The 17,715-nt window shown below is 55.9% G+C and carries 15 protein-coding genes; 8 read left to right on the plus strand and 7 right to left on the minus strand.

Features of this window, described 5'->3' with window-relative positions; genetic code table 11:
• Nucleotides 1–25: 25 nt before the first annotated feature.
• The 3 genes from xylH to xylF all read right to left on the minus strand — a co-directional run bounded on the left by xylH (nucleotide 26) and on the right by xylF (nucleotide 3,791).
• Nucleotides 26–1,207 carry a xylose ABC transporter permease XylH gene (gene xylH, locus ACSVHP_RS11980; protein WP_234674013.1) on the minus strand — a complete coding sequence of 394 codons (1,182 nt, stop codon included), beginning with the start codon at nucleotides 1,205–1,207 and terminating at the stop codon, nucleotides 26–28.
• A complete protein-coding gene (locus ACSVHP_RS11985; RefSeq protein WP_417314511.1) occupies nucleotides 1,185–2,726 on the minus strand; it encodes a xylose ABC transporter ATP-binding protein in 1,542 nt (513 codons plus the stop codon). Before ACSVHP_RS11985 ends, xylH begins: the two co-directional genes overlap by 23 nt.
• Nucleotides 2,727–2,798: 72 nt before the next feature.
• Nucleotides 2,799–3,791, minus strand: a complete 993-nt coding sequence (gene xylF, locus ACSVHP_RS11990; protein ID WP_447552026.1) for a D-xylose ABC transporter substrate-binding protein — start codon at nucleotides 3,789–3,791, stop codon at nucleotides 2,799–2,801.
• 371 nt (nucleotides 3,792–4,162) lie between these two features.
• Between xylF and xylA the strand changes: the two genes are divergently transcribed.
• Both xylA and xylB read left to right on the plus strand, forming a co-directional pair.
• Entirely contained in the window at nucleotides 4,163–5,485 is a 1,323-nt protein-coding gene (gene xylA / locus ACSVHP_RS11995) for a xylose isomerase (protein ID WP_417314508.1), read from the plus strand.
• A 60-nt stretch (nucleotides 5,486–5,545) separates the two neighbouring features.
• Complete coding sequence (gene xylB / locus ACSVHP_RS12000) at nucleotides 5,546–7,000, plus strand: xylulokinase (RefSeq protein WP_447552027.1); 1,455 nt, start codon at nucleotides 5,546–5,548, stop codon at nucleotides 6,998–7,000.
• Nucleotides 7,001–7,072: 72 nt separating this feature from the next.
• On the opposite strand, the gene ACSVHP_RS12005 is transcribed toward xylB, so the two are convergent.
• Nucleotides 7,073–8,068 carry an acyltransferase gene (locus tag ACSVHP_RS12005; RefSeq protein ID WP_447552028.1) on the minus strand — a complete coding sequence of 332 codons (996 nt, stop codon included), beginning with the start codon at nucleotides 8,066–8,068 and terminating at the stop codon, nucleotides 7,073–7,075.
• Nucleotides 8,069–8,252: 184 nt separating this feature from the next.
• On the opposite strand from ACSVHP_RS12005, the gene ACSVHP_RS12010 reads away from it, so the two are divergent.
• The 4 genes from ACSVHP_RS12010 to ACSVHP_RS12025 all read left to right on the plus strand — a co-directional run bounded on the left by ACSVHP_RS12010 (nucleotide 8,253) and on the right by ACSVHP_RS12025 (nucleotide 13,551).
• Nucleotides 8,253–8,558, plus strand: a complete 306-nt coding sequence (locus ACSVHP_RS12010) for a YsaB family lipoprotein (protein ID WP_234674019.1) — start codon at nucleotides 8,253–8,255, stop codon at nucleotides 8,556–8,558.
• A gap of 160 nt (nucleotides 8,559–8,718) precedes the next feature.
• Nucleotides 8,719–9,630: a glycine--tRNA ligase subunit alpha gene (gene glyQ / locus ACSVHP_RS12015; protein ID WP_003860141.1), complete on the plus strand. Its 912-nt coding sequence runs from the start codon at nucleotides 8,719–8,721 to the stop codon at nucleotides 9,628–9,630.
• 9 nt (nucleotides 9,631–9,639) lie between these two features.
• Nucleotides 9,640–11,709, plus strand: a complete 2,070-nt coding sequence (gene glyS, locus ACSVHP_RS12020; protein WP_447552029.1) for a glycine--tRNA ligase subunit beta — start codon at nucleotides 9,640–9,642, stop codon at nucleotides 11,707–11,709.
• A 222-nt stretch (nucleotides 11,710–11,931) separates the two neighbouring features.
• Nucleotides 11,932–13,551, plus strand: a complete 1,620-nt coding sequence (locus tag ACSVHP_RS12025; RefSeq protein ID WP_447552030.1) for an ABC-F family ATP-binding cassette domain-containing protein — start codon at nucleotides 11,932–11,934, stop codon at nucleotides 13,549–13,551.
• A 39-nt stretch (nucleotides 13,552–13,590) separates the two neighbouring features.
• Here ACSVHP_RS12025 and ACSVHP_RS12030 read toward each other — a convergent pair whose 3' ends face one another.
• The gene (locus ACSVHP_RS12030; RefSeq protein WP_234674022.1) at nucleotides 13,591–13,878 is read right to left on the minus strand and encodes an HTH-type transcriptional regulator; all 288 of its coding nucleotides are present in this window, start codon (nucleotides 13,876–13,878) and stop codon (nucleotides 13,591–13,593) included.
• Nucleotides 13,879–14,207: 329 nt separating this feature from the next.
• Here ACSVHP_RS12030 and ACSVHP_RS12035 point away from each other — a divergent pair, with 329 nt between their 5' ends.
• The gene (locus tag ACSVHP_RS12035; protein ID WP_234674023.1) at nucleotides 14,208–14,918 is read left to right on the plus strand and encodes a DUF3053 domain-containing protein; all 711 of its coding nucleotides are present in this window, start codon (nucleotides 14,208–14,210) and stop codon (nucleotides 14,916–14,918) included.
• Between the two features lie 242 nt (nucleotides 14,919–15,160).
• A complete protein-coding gene (gene cspE, locus ACSVHP_RS12040) occupies nucleotides 15,161–15,373 on the plus strand; it encodes a transcription antiterminator/RNA stability regulator CspE (RefSeq protein ID WP_032615822.1) in 213 nt (70 codons plus the stop codon).
• Between the two features lie 58 nt (nucleotides 15,374–15,431).
• Here cspE and ghrB read toward each other — a convergent pair whose 3' ends face one another.
• The gene (gene ghrB, locus ACSVHP_RS12045; RefSeq protein ID WP_447552031.1) at nucleotides 15,432–16,406 is read right to left on the minus strand and encodes a glyoxylate/hydroxypyruvate reductase GhrB; all 975 of its coding nucleotides are present in this window, start codon (nucleotides 16,404–16,406) and stop codon (nucleotides 15,432–15,434) included.
• A gap of 27 nt (nucleotides 16,407–16,433) precedes the next feature.
• On the minus strand, nucleotides 16,434–17,714 hold the full coding sequence (locus ACSVHP_RS12050) for an MFS transporter (protein ID WP_417314494.1): 1,281 nt from the start codon (nucleotides 17,712–17,714) through the stop codon (nucleotides 16,434–16,436).
• Nucleotide 17,715: the final 1 nt, after the last annotated feature.

Raw genomic sequence — 17,715 nt, forward strand, 5'->3', positions numbered from 1 at the left:
TCCCAAATCAGTCACAGTGCAGTTATCAGGCTCGTCGCTTGGTTGCGGAGTCCATCCAGACTGCCAGCAGCAGAATGGCCCCCTTGACGATATACTGCCAAAAGGTCGGGACGTCCATCATACTCATCCCGTTATCCAGCGAAGCCATAATAAATGCGCCCATTACTGCGCCCGCGACGCTGCCCACGCCGCCGGCGAGGCTGGTTCCACCGATTACACAGGCCGCGATAGCGTCCAGCTCGGCGATGTTACCGGCAGACGGTGAACCCGCTCCTAAGCGCGAGCTGAGGATAAGCCCGGCAATAGCGACCATCAGGCCGTTGATGGCGAACACGGCGAGCTTGGTGCGCTCCACGTTGATCCCGGATAAGCGCGCCGCCTCCAGATTGCCGCCGATCGCATAAATGCGACGACCAAACGCGGTGCGCGTGGCCATAAACATCCCTGCCAGTAGCAGAAGCGCTAACAGCAGGACGGGAGTCGGAACGCCACGGTAATCGTTCAGCAGCCAGATGGCCCCCAGCACGATCACCGCCGTCAGGGACTGACGCCCCACCACCGAGGTCGACGGCGCAGAGGCCAGCCCCAGCGCCTGACGACGCATCCGCCCGCGCCACTGCCAGCCAATAAACGCCATCAGGCCGATAACGCCAAACGTAAAGCCTAAGCCATCTGAGAGGTAGCTTTGCCCAATCTGCGACATGGACGCGCTGGTGGGCGACACGGTAGTACCGTTGGTGATGCCAATCAAAATGCCGCGGAAGGCCAGCATCCCGGCGAGCGTCACGATAAACGACGGCACCTTGCGATAGGCGACCCACCATCCGTTCCAGGCACCCAGCACCAGCCCCAGCACCAATGTAACCGCCACGGTGAGCGGCAGCGGCCAGCCAAGCCAGACGTCGAAAATGGCCGCCACGCCGCCAAGCAGGCCCATCATCGAGCCAACGGACAGGTCGATTTCCGCAGAGATAATGACAAACACCATGCCCACGGCCAGGATGCCGGTGATCGCCGTCTGACGCAGCAGGTTGGAAACGTTTCGCGCGCTCAGATAGGAGCCGTCGGTCATCCAGGTGAAAAAGAGCATGATGACGATGATGGCGGCGATCATGACAAACACTTGCAGATTTAACGCTTTCAGCCCCGCGAACGCGCCTGGCGTCGGAACGGCGACTTTGAGATCAGACGGATTGGTTTTCGACATGGCGTTCGCTCCTTAATGCGGCTTCCATCACCTGCTCCTGCGTCAGGCTCTGGTTCATCAGATTGGCTTTCAGTTTTCCTTCATGCATAACCAGCACGCGGTCGCTCAGCCCCAGCACTTCGGGTAATTCAGATGAGATGACAATGACGGCAATCCCCTGCTGCACAAGCTGATTAATCAGCTTGTAGATTTCGTATTTCGCGCCGATATCGATCCCGCGCGTGGGTTCGTCCAGGATCAGGATGCGTGGATTAAGCAGCAGGCAGCGTGCCAGAATCGCCTTTTGCTGATTCCCGCCGCTCAGACGCCCAATCGCCAGCTCCGGGGAGGACGTTTTGACCTTCAGGCGGGCAAGCGACTGGAGGATGCACTGCTGCTCGGCGGCATCGTCCAGGCTGCTAAGCGGGCCTGAAAACTGGTTAAGCGCGGCGAGCGTAATGTTTTTACCCACCGCCATCACCGGCACGATGCCGTCTTTTTTACGATCTTCGGGGACCATCGCAATACCCTGCGCAATGGCCTGCTGACAGTTATCGATCTGTACCTGCTGCCCGTCGATATAAATCTTCCCTTCCCAGCGTCCGGGCCAGACGCCAAACAGGCACTGTACGGCCTCGGTACGCCCGGCACCGACCAGCCCCGCAATACCGAGGATCTCCCCGCGATGCAGCGAGAAGGAAACGTTATTCACCCGCTTGATGTGGCGGTTAACAGGGTGCCAGGCGGTAAGGTTTTCAACGCGCAGCACCTCATCGCCAATCGCGTGGGGCTCGTTCGGGTAGAGCGCCGTCAGCTCGCGACCGACCATCATGGTGATGATGTCGTCTTCGCTCATTCCCTGCGCGTCGCGGGTGCCGATGTGTTGCCCGTCGCGGATCACGCAGATGGTGTCTGAAATGGCCTTCACCTCGTTGAGCTTGTGCGAGATATAGATGCAGGCAATGCCGTGGTTTTGCAGGTCGCGGATGATATTGAGCAGTACCGCAGTTTCCTGCTCGGTGAGCGACGCCGTCGGTTCATCGAGGATCAACAGCCGCACCTGTTTGTTCAGCGCTTTGGCAATCTCCACCAGCTGCTGCTGGCCCAGCCCTAAGTCCCCGACGCGCGTATCCGGTGAAATGGCGAGGCTCACCTGCGCCAGCAGCTTTTCACAGCGCAGGGTCATGGTGTCGTAGTCCAGCACGCCGTGGCGTGAGATTTCCGCCCCGAGAAAGATGTTTTCCAGCACGGTAAGATGCTTAACCAGCGCCAGCTCCTGGTGGATAATGGCGATGCCTTTGCGTTCGGTATCGCGAATATGCGTGGCCTCAATCACCTCTCCGGCAAAGACAATTTCGCCGTCGTAGCTGCCGTGAGGGTAGATCCCGCACAGCACTTTCATCAGCGTTGATTTCCCCGAGCCGTTCTCGCCGCACAGCGAGACAACTTCCCCCGCGTTCAGGCGCAGGCTGACGTTATCGACGGCTTTCACCGCGCCAAAGGCTTTGGTGATGCTTTTCATTTCTAGTAAATAAGGCATAACTGCTCCACGTAACCCGAAGTCAGAACAGTACAAATCGATGCGCCCCCGCTAAGCAGGGGCAGCGCGGGATTACAGTTCGCTCTTTTTGTGGAAACCGTCTTTAACTACGGTGGCGTCAATATTCTCTTTATTGACTTCGATAGGCGTAAGCAGGCGGGACGGCACATCTTTCAGCCCGTTATTCAGGCTAGTGTCGGCTTTAGGTTGCTGACCATTACCCAGCTCAACGGCAATTTCCGCCGCCGTATTGGCCAGCTCGGTAATCGGTTTATAAACGGTCATGGTTTGGGTGCCCGCAATAATGCGTTTCACGCCCGCGAGATCGGCGTCCTGACCAGAAATCGCCACTTTCCCGGCCAAACCCTGTGCGCTGAGTGCCTGAATCGCGCCGCCTGCGGTGGCATCGTTGGAAGCCACAACGGCGTCAATTTTGTTGTTATTGGCGGTTAAGGCGTTTTCCATAATTTTCAGCGCATTTTCAGGAAGCCAGCCATCGGCCCACTGATCGCCAACGACTTTAATTTTGCCGCTATCAATATACGGCTTAAGGACTTTCATTTGTCCTTCGCGGAACAGTTTGGCGTTGTTATCCACCGGCGAACCGCCCATCAGGAAATAATTCCCCTGAGGCACTTTGTCGACCAGGCTTTTAGCCTGTAATTCGCCTACTTTTTCATTATCGAAAGAAATATAAAAATCGATATCCGCATTATTTATCATGCGGTCATAGGCTAATACTTTTATTCCCTCTTGTTTCGCTTCTTTAACAACGTTACTTAACACCTGCCCGTTGTAAGGGATAATGACCAGCACATCAACGCCACGGTTGATCATATTCTCGATTTGCGACATTTGCGTTTCTTCGTTGCCGTTAGCCGACTGAACAAACACCTGAGCGCCGAGTGATTCCGCTTTTTTCACAAAAATATCGCGATCTTTTTGCCAGCGCTCCAGACGCAAATCGTCAATGGCCATGCCGATTTTGACCTCTTTCGCGTGTCCGGCAAAGCTGGCAAGCAGGAGAGTAGTGCAGAGAGTAAGGGACAGATTCTTTATCTTCATAATGATGAGGCCTTGTTGTAGGTGATGTGTTGCCGAGATAAAAGAAACATTCACTGCTGTAGACGTAGCAAATTTTTAACGTGGAATGGCTGGCTGGCAATTACAGATTTTTATCTTCTCATTACGATATTTGGTTTATTTCTGAATTTATGACCGCGATCGGATTTTAAAATGCGTAACTTATTAATTACACGGAAATCTGGAATGCACGCCGAAAAATAGTTTGCGTGCGCATTATTTTGCGAGCCAGCGCACAGTTGTGCATTCTCTCAATAGCAGTGTGAAATAACGTAATTGAGCAACTGCGAATGTGTATTCACTATTACTCCAGTATCGACTACTCGCCGCATCCCTTGATTATGGAGCTCAATATGCAAGCTTATTTCGACCAACTCGATCGTGTTCGTTACGAAGGCCCGAAATCCACCAATCCTTTAGCATTTCGTCACTACAACCCGGATGAGCTGGTGCTGGGTAAGCGCATGGAAGATCATCTGCGCTTCGCTGCCTGTTACTGGCACACCTTCTGCTGGAATGGTGCCGATATGTTCGGCGTTGGCTCGTTCGATCGCCCGTGGCAGCAGCCTGGCGAGGCCCTTGAGCTGGCGAAGCGCAAAGCCGATGTGGCGTTTGAATTCTTCCACAAGCTGAATGTGCCGTATTACTGCTTCCATGACGTTGACGTGTCTCCGGAAGGCGCGTCGCTGAAAGAGTATCTGAACAACTTCGCGCAAATGGTCGACGTGCTGGCAGAAAAACAGCAGCAGAGCGGCGTGAAGCTGCTGTGGGGCACCGCGAACTGCTTTACCAACCCGCGCTACGGCGCAGGGGCGGCAACCAACCCGGATCCGGAAGTCTTTAGCTGGGCCGCCACGCAGGTGGTTACCGCCATGAACGCCACGCACCAGCTTGGGGGCGAAAACTACGTGCTGTGGGGCGGTCGTGAAGGTTACGAAACCCTGCTGAATACCGATCTGCGCCAGGAGCGTGAACAGATTGGCCGCTTCATGCAGATGGTCGTCGACCATAAGCACAAAATCGGTTTCCGTGGCACGCTGCTGATTGAGCCAAAACCGCAGGAGCCAACCAAACATCAGTACGATTATGACGTCGCGACCGTTTACGGCTTCCTGAAGCAGTTTGGTCTGGAAAAAGAGATCAAAGTGAACATCGAAGCGAACCACGCGACCCTGGCGGGACACTCGTTCCACCACGAAATTGCCTCAGCGATTGCGCTCGGCATCTTCGGCTCTGTGGATGCCAACCGTGGCGATCCGCAGCTGGGATGGGATACCGACCAGTTCCCAATCAGCGTTGAAGAGAATGCGCTGGTGATGTACGAAATCATCAAAGCGGGCGGCTTTACTACCGGTGGCCTGAACTTTGACGCCAAAGTACGCCGTCAGAGCACCGATAAATATGACCTGTTCTACGGCCATATCGGCGCGATGGACACCATGGCGCTGGCGCTGAAGGTGGCGGCTCGTATGATTGAAGACGGTGAGCTGGATAAGCGCGTGGCGAAGCGTTACGGCGGCTGGAACAGCGAGCTGGGTCAGCAGATTTTGAAAGGGCAGCTGTCGCTCGCCGACATCGCGAAGTACGCTGAACAACACAGTCTGGCACCGCAGCATCAGAGCGGTCATCAGGAGCTGCTGGAAAACCTCGTGAATCACTATCTGTTCGATAAATAACAGCCTGTAGGCCCGGCTCGCTGCGCGCGACCGGGCATGTTCAGTTAAGGAATCCACTATATGTATATCGGGATCGATCTTGGCACATCGGGTGTGAAAGCCATTCTGCTGAGCGAGCAGGGCGAGGTGCTGGCGACACAGACTGAAAAGTTGCAGGTTTCACGCCCGCATCCCCTGTGGTCAGAACAGGACCCGGAGCAGTGGTGGCAGGCGACGGACCGCGCAATCAAAGCCCTCGGGCAACAGCACAGCCTGCGGGACGTCAAAGCGCTCGGCATTGCCGGGCAAATGCACGGCGCAACGCTGCTCGACAGCGAGCATCGCGTTTTGCGTCCGGCTATCCTCTGGAACGACGGCCGCTGCGGTGAAGAGTGCGCCATCCTTGAAGAACGCGTACCCACCTCCCGCGAAATCACCGGCAACCTGATGATGCCCGGGTTTACCGCGCCCAAACTGTTATGGGTACAGCGCCACGAACCCGAGGTGTTCCGCCAGGTGGCGAAGGTGCTGCTGCCGAAAGATTACCTGCGTTTTCGCATGACGGGCGAGTTTGCCAGCGATATGTCAGACGCCGCGGGGACCATGTGGCTCGACGTGGCGAAGCGTGACTGGAGCGAGGCGATGCTCGATGCCTGTCAGCTGACGCGCGGTCATATGCCTGACCTGTTTGAAGGCAGTGACATCACCGGCTCGCTTAAGGCGTCGGTAGCGGAAAGCTGGAATATGCCTGCCGTACCGGTGGTGGCGGGCGGTGGCGATAACGCGGCTGGCGCGGTCGGCGTGGGCATGGTGGATGCAGGGCAGGCGATGCTCTCGCTGGGCACCTCTGGCGTCTATTTTGCCGTTAGCGATGGTTATCGCAGCAACCCGGAAAATGCGGTTCACAGCTTCTGTCACGCGTTGCCGGGGAAATGGCACCTGATGTCCGTGATGCTCAGTGCCGCATCGTGTCTGGACTGGGCGGCAAAACTGACGGGTATGAGCGATGTTCCGGCGCTGATCGCCGCCGCGCAGCAGGCGGATGACAACGCCGGGGCAGTCTGGTTCTTGCCCTATCTGTCCGGTGAACGTACGCCGCATAACAACCCCGAAGCCAAAGGCGTCTTTTTTGGCTTAACGCATCAGCATGGCCCGGCGGAGCTGGCTCGCGCGGTGCTGGAGGGCGTCGGTTATGCGCTGGCGGACGGCATGGACGTGGTTCACGACTGCGGCCTGAAGCCGACCAGCATAACCCTGATCGGCGGCGGGGCGCGCAGCGGCTACTGGCGGCAGATGCTTGCGGATATCAGCGGGCTACAGCTTGATTACCGCACGGGCGGAGACGTCGGGCCAGCGCTGGGTGCGGCGCGTCTGGCGCAGATTGCAATGAATCCGGGTAAACCGCTGGCGCAACTTTTGCCCCAGCTGCCGCTTGAACAGCAGCACATTCCGGATGCGAAAAAACACGCGCGTTATGCCGAACGTCGTGATGTGTTCCGTAAAATTTATCAGCAGCTTTTACCTTTGATGTCCTGAAACTGCGCCGGGTGGCGGCTTCGCCTTACCCGGCCTACGGACTGATGGCTTTATTTGCACACCGGCAAGCACTTAACTGACGAATCTGCGCGTATCGATTTTTTGCAGCAGCATGGATAACAGCAAACTCGCCAGCAGGGTCGCGGAAAAGATCCAGATGATATCCAGCAGCGGCCAGCTTCTTAGCTCCACGCCGCGCGTGCGAAGGGCGTGGATAATCAGCGCGTGAAAGCCGTAGATCCCGAGCGAATGCCGTGAGATTAAACCCAGAACCGGGAGAGGGCGCGCATTAAGCGTGTTTTTCGCGAGCGTCAGCAGGGAAACCGCGCAGATAAAGACCATCGGGCCGCAGTAGAGATACCAGGTATCGGCAAAGTTGCCGCGCCATTGCAGCTCATACAGCGTGCCGCGCGAAATAATCACCACGCTCAGAATGAAGATCCCCCCGCACAGCCAGCTCAGCCCGCGCTTTTGCGTGTCCATCATCCCCAGCGCACGTCCCAACATGCCGTACAGCACGTAGTAAAAGGTATCGCCGTTGATGTAGAGGTTGACGGGCAGCCACTCAACTCCGTCAATTTTCTGCGACAGGGTATTGGGGTTTGCCACGATGCCAATCACCACCATCAGCGCCAGCAGCATTTTCCAGCCGACCTGTTTTACCTGGATCAGCGGTGAAACCAGATAGATAACGATAATGGCGAAGAAGAACCACAGATGATAAAAGACCGGCTTTTGCAGCACGTTTTTCAGCGAAAGCCCGGCGTTAATAGAGGTGAACAGCGTGATATAGAGCAGCGCCACGGCGCTATAAAAAAGCAGGCATGATGCAATACGAGCGAAATGTCTGGGCTGGGCGCTGCGTTCGCCAAAAAAGAGAAAGCCGGAAATCATAAAGAATAACGGCACGCTCACCCGCGACGCGGAATTCAAAATATTGGCGATATCCCAGTTAACCTGGCTGATGCTGTGGGCATTGGTGACATACCAGGTGGTCGTGTGGATCATCACCACCATCAGACACGCTATGCCTCGCAGATTATCAATCCAGCTAATTTTTGACTGCATCAGTTCCTCTTTATTCCTTGCAAAAAGAGTGTGACTTTCAGAATGCCTAAGCCTTCCCTTGGAAAATTCTGACTTTTATACCCCAGGCTTGTACGCGGGGCGCGAGATTCGCAGAATGCTTAACCTTAATCTATAAAAGTGTTGATACTAAAAATAACAGCCACAGACCAGGCCGGTAATAAAAATGATGATGAAGCGCGTGGCGTCACTGTTTCTGCTGATGGTGCTTGCAGGATGCAGTCAATCACAAGATGTCCCTGTGCAGAAAGCGCAGACCGGGAAAGTGAGCCCGGAACGCTCCCTGAATATGGAGCAGCAGTGCAAGGATAAAGCGGCCTACCGCTATAACACGGGCGCGAAAAAAATCGACGTCACCGACTTCGAGCGCTTCCAGGGAAGCTACGAGCTGCGGGGGCATACGTCGCGTAAAGAGGGCTTTGTCTGCTCTTTTGATGCGGACGGCCAGTTTTTACACCTCTCCATGCGCTGATCTGCGCGGATATTCATCAGCCATAGCGCCAACGCGTTCTGGCTTAACGGCTTATTTCCCCAATTTTCCCTAAACAACCCCGTTTCGTACTGTATATCTTGCAGCCAGCGGGTATACTGATCGCTTCCATTAAAACCACACGTATCCAGCACGAAATACTATGCAAAAGTTTGATACCAAGACCTTCCAGGGCCTGATCCTGACCTTACAGGATTACTGGGCTCGCCAGGGCTGCACCATTGTTCAACCTTTGGACATGGAAGTTGGCGCAGGCACCTCACACCCGATGACCAGCCTGCGCGCATTAGGCCCAGAGCCAATGGCAACCGCATATGTGCAGCCTTCCCGCCGTCCTACCGATGGCCGTTACGGCGAAAACCCGAACCGTTTGCAGCACTACTATCAGTTCCAGGTGGTCATTAAGCCTTCCCCGGACAACATTCAGGAGCTGTACCTCGGGTCACTGAAAGAGCTGGGTATGGATCCGACCATTCACGACATTCGTTTCGTGGAAGATAACTGGGAAAACCCAACGCTGGGTGCCTGGGGTCTGGGCTGGGAAGTGTGGCTGAACGGCATGGAAGTGACGCAGTTCACCTACTTCCAGCAGGTTGGCGGTCTGGAATGTAAGCCGATCACGGGTGAAATCACCTACGGTCTGGAACGTCTGGCTATGTACATTCAGGGCGTAGACAGCGTTTACGACCTGGTCTGGAGCGACGGCCCGCTGGGTAAAACCACCTACGGCGACGTGTTCCATCAGAACGAAGTGGAGCAATCCACCTATAACTTCGAATACGCGGACGTGGACTTCCTGTTCACCTGCTTCGAGCAGTACGAGAAAGAAGCGCAGCAGCTGCTGGCGCTGGAAACTCCGCTGCCGCTGCCTGCCTATGAGCGTATTCTGAAGGCCGCCCACAGCTTCAACCTGCTGGACGCCCGCAAAGCTATCTCCGTGACTGAACGTCAGCGCTACATCCTGCGTATTCGCACCCTGACCAAAGCCGTTGCAGAAGCATACTACGCGTCCCGTGAAGCCCTTGGCTTCCCGATGTGCAACCGAAACAAATAAGAGGCGGCCATGTCTGAGAAAACTTTCCTGGTGGAAATTGGCACCGAAGAGCTGCCACCAAAAGCCCTGCGCAGCCTGGCTGAATCTTTTGCTGCGAACGTGACCGCCGAGCTGGATAACGCTGGCCTGGCGCATGGTAAAATTGAATGGTTTGCGGCTCCGCGTCGTCTGGCGCTGAAAGTGGCAAGCCTGGCGTCCGCTCAGCCGGATCGCGAAGTTGAAAAGCGTGGTCCTGCTATTGCCCAGGCGTTCGACGCCGAAGGCAAACCAAGCAAAGCGGCAGAAGGCTGGGCGCGTGGCTGCGGTATCACCGTTGACCAGGCCGAGCGTCTGACCACCGATAAAGGCGAGTGGCTGCTGTATCGCGCCCATGTGAAAGGCGAAAGCGCAGAAGCGCTGCTGCCAAACATGATTGCGACCTCGCTGGCTAAGCTGCCAATTCCAAAACTGATGCGCTGGGGCGCGTCTGACGTTCACTTCGTGCGTCCGGTTCATACCGTGACCCTGCTGTTGGGCGATACCGTTATTCCTGCCACCATTCTGGGCGTAGCGTCCGATCGCGTGATCCGCGGCCACCGCTTTATGGGCGAGCCAGAGTTCACCATCGACAATGCCGATCAGTATCCGCAGATCCTGCTGGAGCGCGGTAAAGTCATTGCCGATTACGAACAGCGTAAAGCGAAAATCAAAGCCGATGCCGAAGAAGCCGCGCGTCAGATTGGCGGTAACGCTGACCTGAGCGAAAGCCTGCTGGAAGAGGTTACGTCGCTGGTGGAATGGCCGGTTGTGCTGACCGCGAAGTTCGAAGAGAAGTTCCTGGCTGTTCCGGCTGAAGCGCTGGTTCACACCATGAAGGGTGACCAGAAGTACTTCCCGGTCTACGCTAACGACGGCAAACTGCTGCCAAACTTCATCTTCGTGGCGAACATTGAATCCAAAGATCCGATCCAGATTATCTCCGGTAACGAGAAAGTGGTTCGTCCACGTCTGGCGGATGCTGAGTTCTTCTTTAATACCGACCGTAAAAAGCGTCTGGAAGATAACCTGCCGCGCCTGCAAACCGTGCTGTTCCAGCAGCAGCTGGGTACGCTGCGCGACAAAACCGACCGTATCGCTGAGCTGTCCGGATGGATCGCCCGCGAAATCGGTGCAGACGTGAACCACGCGACCCGCGCGGGCCTGCTGTCAAAATGCGACCTGATGACCAACATGGTGTTTGAATTTACCGACACCCAGGGCGTCATGGGCATGCACTACGCGCGTCACGATGGCGAAGCGGAAGATGTAGCCGTTGCCCTGAACGAGCAGTATCAGCCACGCTTTGCCGGTGACGATCTGCCGTCTAACCCGGTTGCTTGTGCAGTTGCGATTGCGGACAAAATGGACACCCTGGCGGGTATCTTCGGCATCGGTCAGCATCCGAAAGGCGACAAAGACCCGTTTGCGCTGCGTCGTGCCGCGCTCGGCGTGTTGCGTATCATCGTTGAGAAGAACCTGAACCTCGATCTGCAAACCCTGACCGAAGAAGCGGTGCGTCTGTACGGCGACAAGCTGACCAACGCGAAAGTCGTAGACGACGTTATCGACTTCATGCTTGGCCGCTTCCGCGCCTGGTATCAGGACGAAGGTTACACCGTCGACACCATCCAGGCGGTACTGGCGCGTCGTCCGACCCGTCCGGCTGATTTTGATGCGCGCATGAAGGCCGTGTCCCACTTCCGTACGCTGGAAGCGGCATCTGCCCTGGCTGCGGCCAACAAGCGTGTTTCCAACATCCTGGCGAAGTCCGACGAAAACCTGAACGAGCGCGTAAACGCTGCGACCCTGAAAGAGCCAGAAGAGATTGCGCTGGCGATGCAGGTTGTGGTGCTGCGCGACAAGCTGGAGCCATATTTCGCGGAAGGCCGCTACCAGGAAGCGCTGGTGGAGCTGGCTGAACTGCGCGACGTGATCGACGCCTTCTTCGAGAAAGTGATGGTCAACGTGGAAGACAAAGAGCTGCGTGTTAACCGTCTGTCTATGCTCGAAAAACTGCGCGAGCTGTTCCTGCGCGTGGCGGATATTTCGCTGCTTCAGTAACGACTGTTTTGCGTTAAAAACCCGCTTCGGCGGGTTTTTTTATAGCCGTGAGCCGAAAAATTAACCTTGAAATGGTCAATAAATTACCGTTATCCTGACCCCCGTTAAATCTTCCTCTCTGGAGCGCATACCCGAAATGAACAAACACGACTGATGAATTTCGATCCTTGCTAAACGCTATCGCGTCAGCAGGGGATGTTTTGATTTCATTCAGGAGTGCTTATGGCTCATTTTGCGCAGCCCCCTTCTTTTATTTTGCATCAGGTCACCTGTCAGTTTGCGACGGGCGATACCCTTTTTGGTCCGCTGGATCTCTCGATTGAATCCTCACTGTCCGCCCTTGTGGGTCGCAACGGCAGCGGCAAGACGCGTCTGCTGCGCCTGCTGGCAGGGCTGGATGAACCGGCAAGCGGGCATATTGAACGTTTCGGAACACGGGTCTACGTCGCGCAGCAGCAGGATATTTCTCCGCACACCACGCTGGCTGAACTGCTGGGCTATGACGCCCTCTTTGCCGCGCGCAGGCGCATCGACAGCGGTGATTACCGGCCTGAGGATATTGAGCTTCTCGACGGTTACTGGGATCTCGCCGAGCGGCTGGGCGATGCGTTTATCCATGCGCATCTCCCGGCGTTTGATCCCGACAGGCCTGCATCGACGCTCAGCGGCGGCGAGCGCGTTCGCGCCCTGCTGTGCGGCGCATTTAGCGCAGGCGCGGACTTCCTGCTGCTGGACGAGCCGACTAACCACCTCGACAGGGAGGGGCGGGCGTGGTTTTACGCCGAGCTGGCGCGCTTTAGCGGCGGCGTGCTGGTCGCCTCCCATGACCGGGAATTACTGGCGCAGGTGCCGCGCATTTTAGAACTCAACCCTTCTGGCCTGCGCGTTTACGGCGGCAATTACGCGGACTATCAGCGACAGCGCGATGCCGAGCAGCAAGCCGCCCGCGCCGCGCTTGAGCACGCCGCCACCGAGCGGAAACGCACCCGCGCGCGCATCAAAAAAGAGCATGACGACAGCCAGCGGCGTTCGGCACAAACGCTGCGCACCGTGGATAGTCTTAATATCGCCTCGTTTGAGCGCGTCAAATACAAAGGTGCGGCCAAAGAGCGCATTGGCTCCTGGCGCAAGCAGCACAGCGATCAAAACGATGCCCTGAATGCCGCGGTCAGCAGGGCCCGCGAGCGGGTTGAAGAGGATAATCCGGTGATGTTTACCCTGCCGGGAAGCCAGATCGCCGAAGGCAAACAGGTGCTGGTGCTGGAAGCGCTGCGGCTACCACATCTGGATATTTCGCCAATGAGCTGGCGAATGGACGGGCCGATGCGGGTGGCGCTGCGCGGGCCAAACGGCTGCGGGAAATCGACATTGTTAAAAGCGATCCTCGGCGTCGTTACGCCCGTTTCTGGAACCTGCCGCCTGTCGGTGAGATGTGCCTATCTCGATCAGCACGTGTCCCGGCTCGATCTGTCGTTATCGGTGATGGCGCACCTTAACCTCGGCAACACGCCGCTGGATGAGGGAGTGCTGCGTACCCGGCTGGCGCAGCTCCAGCTGGGCGCGGATAAAGTGACGTTGCCGTTAGGGGAGTTGAGCGGCGGCGAGCGGCTGAAGGCGGCACTGGCCTGCGTGCTTTGGCGCGAAGAGGCGGCGCAGCTGCTGCTTTTGGATGAACCCACGAACCATCTCGATCTGGCATCCGTTCAGGCGATTGAAGCGGCGATGGCGGATTTTCCCGGCGCGCTGCTGGTGGTGTCGCACGATGAGGCATTTCTCGACGGGTTAAAACTGACGCATGAGCTGGTGTGGCAGGAAGCGGGGTGGTGCTGTAAGCCCCTTTAAAACACAAGCCCCCGCAAGGGCGGGGGCGGTCTACTACTATCAGGCAATCTGCTTGCTGAGTGCCGGGTTGGCCTGAATCAGGCGCATCAGCTTTAGCTCGGCGGGCGTGGGTTTTTCGCGTTTAGATTCCCACTCCAGCACCATTGCCACGCTGACACCCATTGCTCTGGCGAATTCATCATTTTTCAATCCCGACCCTTTGCGCAATTGCTCAAATTCTGTAAAGGGATTGGACTTTTGCGACAACATAACCGTCTGGGGTACATCTTTAAAAATAATCTGTTCCAGGCTGCTCAGCAGCTCAAACTCAGGATCTTTATATTCCATTGAGAACTCCTCTTAAATCACACAGGGATCAAGAACCTCTTAGAGCCACTTAAGAATAGTCTTTAATGCAAACTCAGGATCGTCACGGATGTAACTAATTGTGCGGTAACGATCGCTTTACGCGTTTCAGCAATATGGATAGTTATGCTAATGCGCTGATTAACCATATATCGGCTTCGCTACGTATTTTTTTGTAAAAAGTCAGAAATAAAACGGCAATAGCCGTTTTGCATGAAAAGAGTATCTTGCAAGCCTGACCTGGACTATCCTTGTCACCGTCGGGCACGCGTGTGCCGGTGTGCGCTTTTTTGGGTGAAAGGAGTAATAAAATGGCGACAGGAAAGTCCTGCTCTCGCTGGTTTGCGCCTATTGCGGCGTTATTGGTGATTTTTAGCCTGAGTGGGTGTTTCGATAAAGAAGGCGATCAGCGCAAAGCGTTTATCGATTTTCTTCAGAATACGGTGATGCGCAGTGGCGAACGTTTGCCAACCCTGACTGCGGATCAGAAAAAACAGTTTGGTCCTTTCGTTTCTGATTACGCCATTCTGTATGGTTATTCACAGCAGGTAAGTCAGGCGATGGACTCCGGTCTGCGTCCTGTTTTGGATAGCGTTAACGCCATCCGCGTACCTCAGGATTACATGACGCAGAGCGAACCGCTGCGCCAGTCTAACGGTGCGTTGGGCGTGCTGAGCCAGCAGTTGCAGAACGCTAAAATGCAGGCTGATGCTTCTCGCTCCGCGCTGAAGCAGGGCGACGATCTGAAACCTGTGTTCGACAAGGCGTATGAGAAAGTGGTGACCAAACCCGCTGATGCCTTGCAGCCGCTGATCCCGGCAGCGCAGATTTTCACGCAGCAGCTGGTGCAGGTGGGTGAATACATTACGCAGCAGGGTACGCAGGTGAGCTTTGTCTCTAACGGTATCCAGTTCCCGACGTCACAGCAGGCCAGCCAGTATAACGCGTTGATTGGTCCGCTCGCTTCGCAGCACCAGGCGTTTAGCCAGGCGTGGAGTGCGGCAGTCGCCGCGACCGAGTAAGAAAACAGCCCCGCTCGATGCGGGGTTTTTTATAAGTAATGAAAATAACGCTTGTCATTCATCTACCACATAGGTATAACTATCTCGTCGGTTTGTTACACAGACCTAAAGCAGTTTAGTAAAGCAGTCCAGATTGTTATCCATAGATACCCTTCGTTGTGACCCTTCCTTCATCGCTTAATTCTGTAACGCAACCCATCTGCGCCGGAAGGCACACTATATTTGTTAATAAGGTAATTTCTATGTCTGGTAAAATGACTGGTCTGGTAAAATGGTTCAACGCTGATAAAGGTTTCGGCTTCATCACTCCTGACGATGGCTCAAAAGACGTGTTCGTACACTTCTCTGCTATCCAGAACGATGGCTACAAATCTCTGGATGAAGGTCAGAAAGTTTCCTTCACCATCGAAAGCGGCGCTAAAGGCCCAGCAGCTGGTAACGTTGTAAGCCTGTAAGCTTCCAACCCAGTAGCACAAAATTCAAAAACCCGCCTTCTGGCGGGTTTTTTCGTTTCTACTTTTGGATCTGCGGATTCACGCAGTTCTTCTCCACCTTTCCGCTGAGCGCAGCAATCAGGTTATCCACGGCGGTGGCCGCCATGTTGTAGCGGGTTTCATGCGTTGCCGAACCGATGTGCGGCAGGGCAACTACGTTAGGCATTGTCAGCAGCGGCGAGCTGGTCGGCAGCGGCTCTTGCTCAAACACGTCCAGACCGGCGGCGTGAATCTCACCGTTTTGCAATGCGTCAATCAGCGCCTGTTCATCCACCACCGGGCCACGACCAGCATTGATGAAAATGGCCGATTTCTTCATCTTCGCAAATTCCGCTTTGCCTATCAGGTGATGGGTTTCATCCGTTAACGGCAGGATCAGACAGACGTAATCGGCTTCCTGAAGCAGCGTATCCAGTTCGCAGTAGCGCGCGTTAAAGCGCTCTTCCGCTTCAGTGTGATGGCGACGCGCGTTGTAGAGGATCGGCATGTTGAAGCCGAAGTGCGCGCGCTGCGCCAGCGCCAGCCCGATACGGCCCATCCCGACAATCCCCAGCGTTTTGCCGTGAACGTCGACACCAAACCAGTCCGGGCCGATGCTCTTCGTCCATTCGCCCGCTTTCACGCGCTCGGCCACTTCCACTACCCGACGCGCGGTGCTGAGCACCAGCGCCATCAGCGTATCGGCCACGGTCTCCGTCAGGGCATACGGCGTATGCATCAGCAGAACGTGGCGCGCGTTCAGGGCTTCGACGTCGAAGTTGTCATAACCCACGGAGATAGTAGAAGTCGCGCGAAGCTTCGGCATTTTCTCCAGCAGTGTGGCATCCACTTTCTCGCTTGAACCCAGCAGCCCTTCGGCGCTGGCGAATGCCTCTGCGTGCTGCGCGACGGTCTCCGGATTAAGGTTTTTCACCTGCGTCACGGTGAAGTGCTCTTCCAGGCGCTTTTGCAGATCTTCAGGCAGTGCTTTATACAAAATGACGGACGGCTTCATGCTAATCTCCGTTGATTTTCAAAAGGTTCAGGCGTGTCGTGCGCCGACGGGCAGCTGTTGATTATTAGCAGGCTTAACAATCAGAGTAAGCCACACTGAGGCAAAAAGTGCTACCCCCATAAATATGTACGACGCGGACGGGCTGCCGGTTGCGCCGTTCAGATAGCCCACAAACCAGGAGCCAAAGAAGGAGCCGAGCGCGCCCATGCTGTTGATCAGCGCCATCGCGCCGCCCGCCACGTTACGCGGCAGCATCTCCGGGATAATGGCGAAGAACGGGCCATACGGGGCGTACATAGCCGCACCGGCAATCACCAGCAGTGTGTATGAAACCCAGAAATGGTTTGCACCAACCGCCCACGAGCCGATAAATGCAAAGGCGGCAATCAGCAGCAATGGCCAGACGAAGAGCTTACGGTTCTGGAGTTTGTCCGACGCCCATGAGCAGATAATCATGGCAATGGTTGCCGCCAGATAAGGTACGGACGACAGCCAGCCAACCTGCACCATGCCGAGGTTTTCCCCGCCGCTGCGGATAATCGACGGCAGCCACAGCACGAAGCCATACACGCCAATGCTCCAGGTAAAATACTGGGCGCACAGCAGGATCACGTTACGCGAGCGGAACGCTTCGCCGTAGTTACGCACCGCCTTCAGCCCCTGCTGTTCTTTATCGAGCTGCGCCTGCAACGCCGCTTTTTCGTCTTCGGAAAGCCATTTCGCCTGGGCCGGCTTATCTTTCACCAGCACCCACCAGCAGAACGCCCAAATTACCGCCGGGACGCCTTCGATGATAAACATTTCGCGCCAGCCAAAGGACTGGATCAGGTAGCCGGACACTACCGACATCCACAGCACCGTGACCGGATTGCCGAGGATCAGGAAGGTATTGGCACGAGAGCGTTCGGATTTGGTAAACCAGTTGCTGATGTAGATCAGCATCGCGGGCATAACCGCCGCCTCGACCACGCCGAGGATAAAGCGGATGGCCGCCAGCGCCGGGATATTGTTCACCACCCCGGTCAGCGACGCGCAGCCGCCCCACAAAATCAGGCAGATGAAGATAAGCTTACGCACGCTGCGGCGCTCGGCGTAGATCGCACCGGGGATCTGGAAGAAGAAGTAGCCGAGGAAGAAGAGGGCGCCGAGCAGGGAAGAGATACCTTTAGTGATACCAAGATCTTCGGTGATCCCCGCGGCGGACGCGAAACTGAAGTTGGCACGATCGAGGTACGCCAGGCTGTACGTGATAAACACGATTGGCATGATGTACCACCAGCGTTTTACTGCATTGGTCGAACTGTTCATA

It is taken from the genome of Enterobacter sp. 186315 (assembly GCF_053290175.1).

Coding starts and splice junctions, on each gene's coding strand:
- cspE (WP_032615822.1), top strand. CDS start 15,161: ATGTCTGGTAAAATGACTGGTCTGGTAAAATGGTTCAACGCTGATAAA.
- glyQ (WP_003860141.1), top strand. CDS start 8,719: ATGCAAAAGTTTGATACCAAGACCTTCCAGGGCCTGATCCTGACCTTA.
- ACSVHP_RS12030 (WP_234674022.1), bottom strand. CDS start 13,878: ATGGAATATAAAGATCCTGAGTTTGAGCTGCTGAGCAGCCTGGAACAG.
- xylA (WP_417314508.1), top strand. CDS start 4,163: ATGCAAGCTTATTTCGACCAACTCGATCGTGTTCGTTACGAAGGCCCG.
- ACSVHP_RS12035 (WP_234674023.1), top strand. CDS start 14,208: ATGGCGACAGGAAAGTCCTGCTCTCGCTGGTTTGCGCCTATTGCGGCG.
- xylB (WP_447552027.1), top strand. CDS start 5,546: ATGTATATCGGGATCGATCTTGGCACATCGGGTGTGAAAGCCATTCTG.
- ACSVHP_RS12025 (WP_447552030.1), top strand. CDS start 11,932: ATGGCTCATTTTGCGCAGCCCCCTTCTTTTATTTTGCATCAGGTCACC.
- xylH (WP_234674013.1), bottom strand. CDS start 1,207: ATGTCGAAAACCAATCCGTCTGATCTCAAAGTCGCCGTTCCGACGCCA.
- ACSVHP_RS12010 (WP_234674019.1), top strand. CDS start 8,253: ATGATGATGAAGCGCGTGGCGTCACTGTTTCTGCTGATGGTGCTTGCA.
- xylF (WP_447552026.1), bottom strand. CDS start 3,791: ATGAAGATAAAGAATCTGTCCCTTACTCTCTGCACTACTCTCCTGCTT.
- ACSVHP_RS11985 (WP_417314511.1), bottom strand. CDS start 2,726: ATGCCTTATTTACTAGAAATGAAAAGCATCACCAAAGCCTTTGGCGCG.
- ACSVHP_RS12050 (WP_417314494.1), bottom strand. CDS start 17,714: ATGAACAGTTCGACCAATGCAGTAAAACGCTGGTGGTACATCATGCCA.
- ghrB (WP_447552031.1), bottom strand. CDS start 16,406: ATGAAGCCGTCCGTCATTTTGTATAAAGCACTGCCTGAAGATCTGCAA.
- ACSVHP_RS12005 (WP_447552028.1), bottom strand. CDS start 8,068: ATGCAGTCAAAAATTAGCTGGATTGATAATCTGCGAGGCATAGCGTGT.
- glyS (WP_447552029.1), top strand. CDS start 9,640: ATGTCTGAGAAAACTTTCCTGGTGGAAATTGGCACCGAAGAGCTGCCA.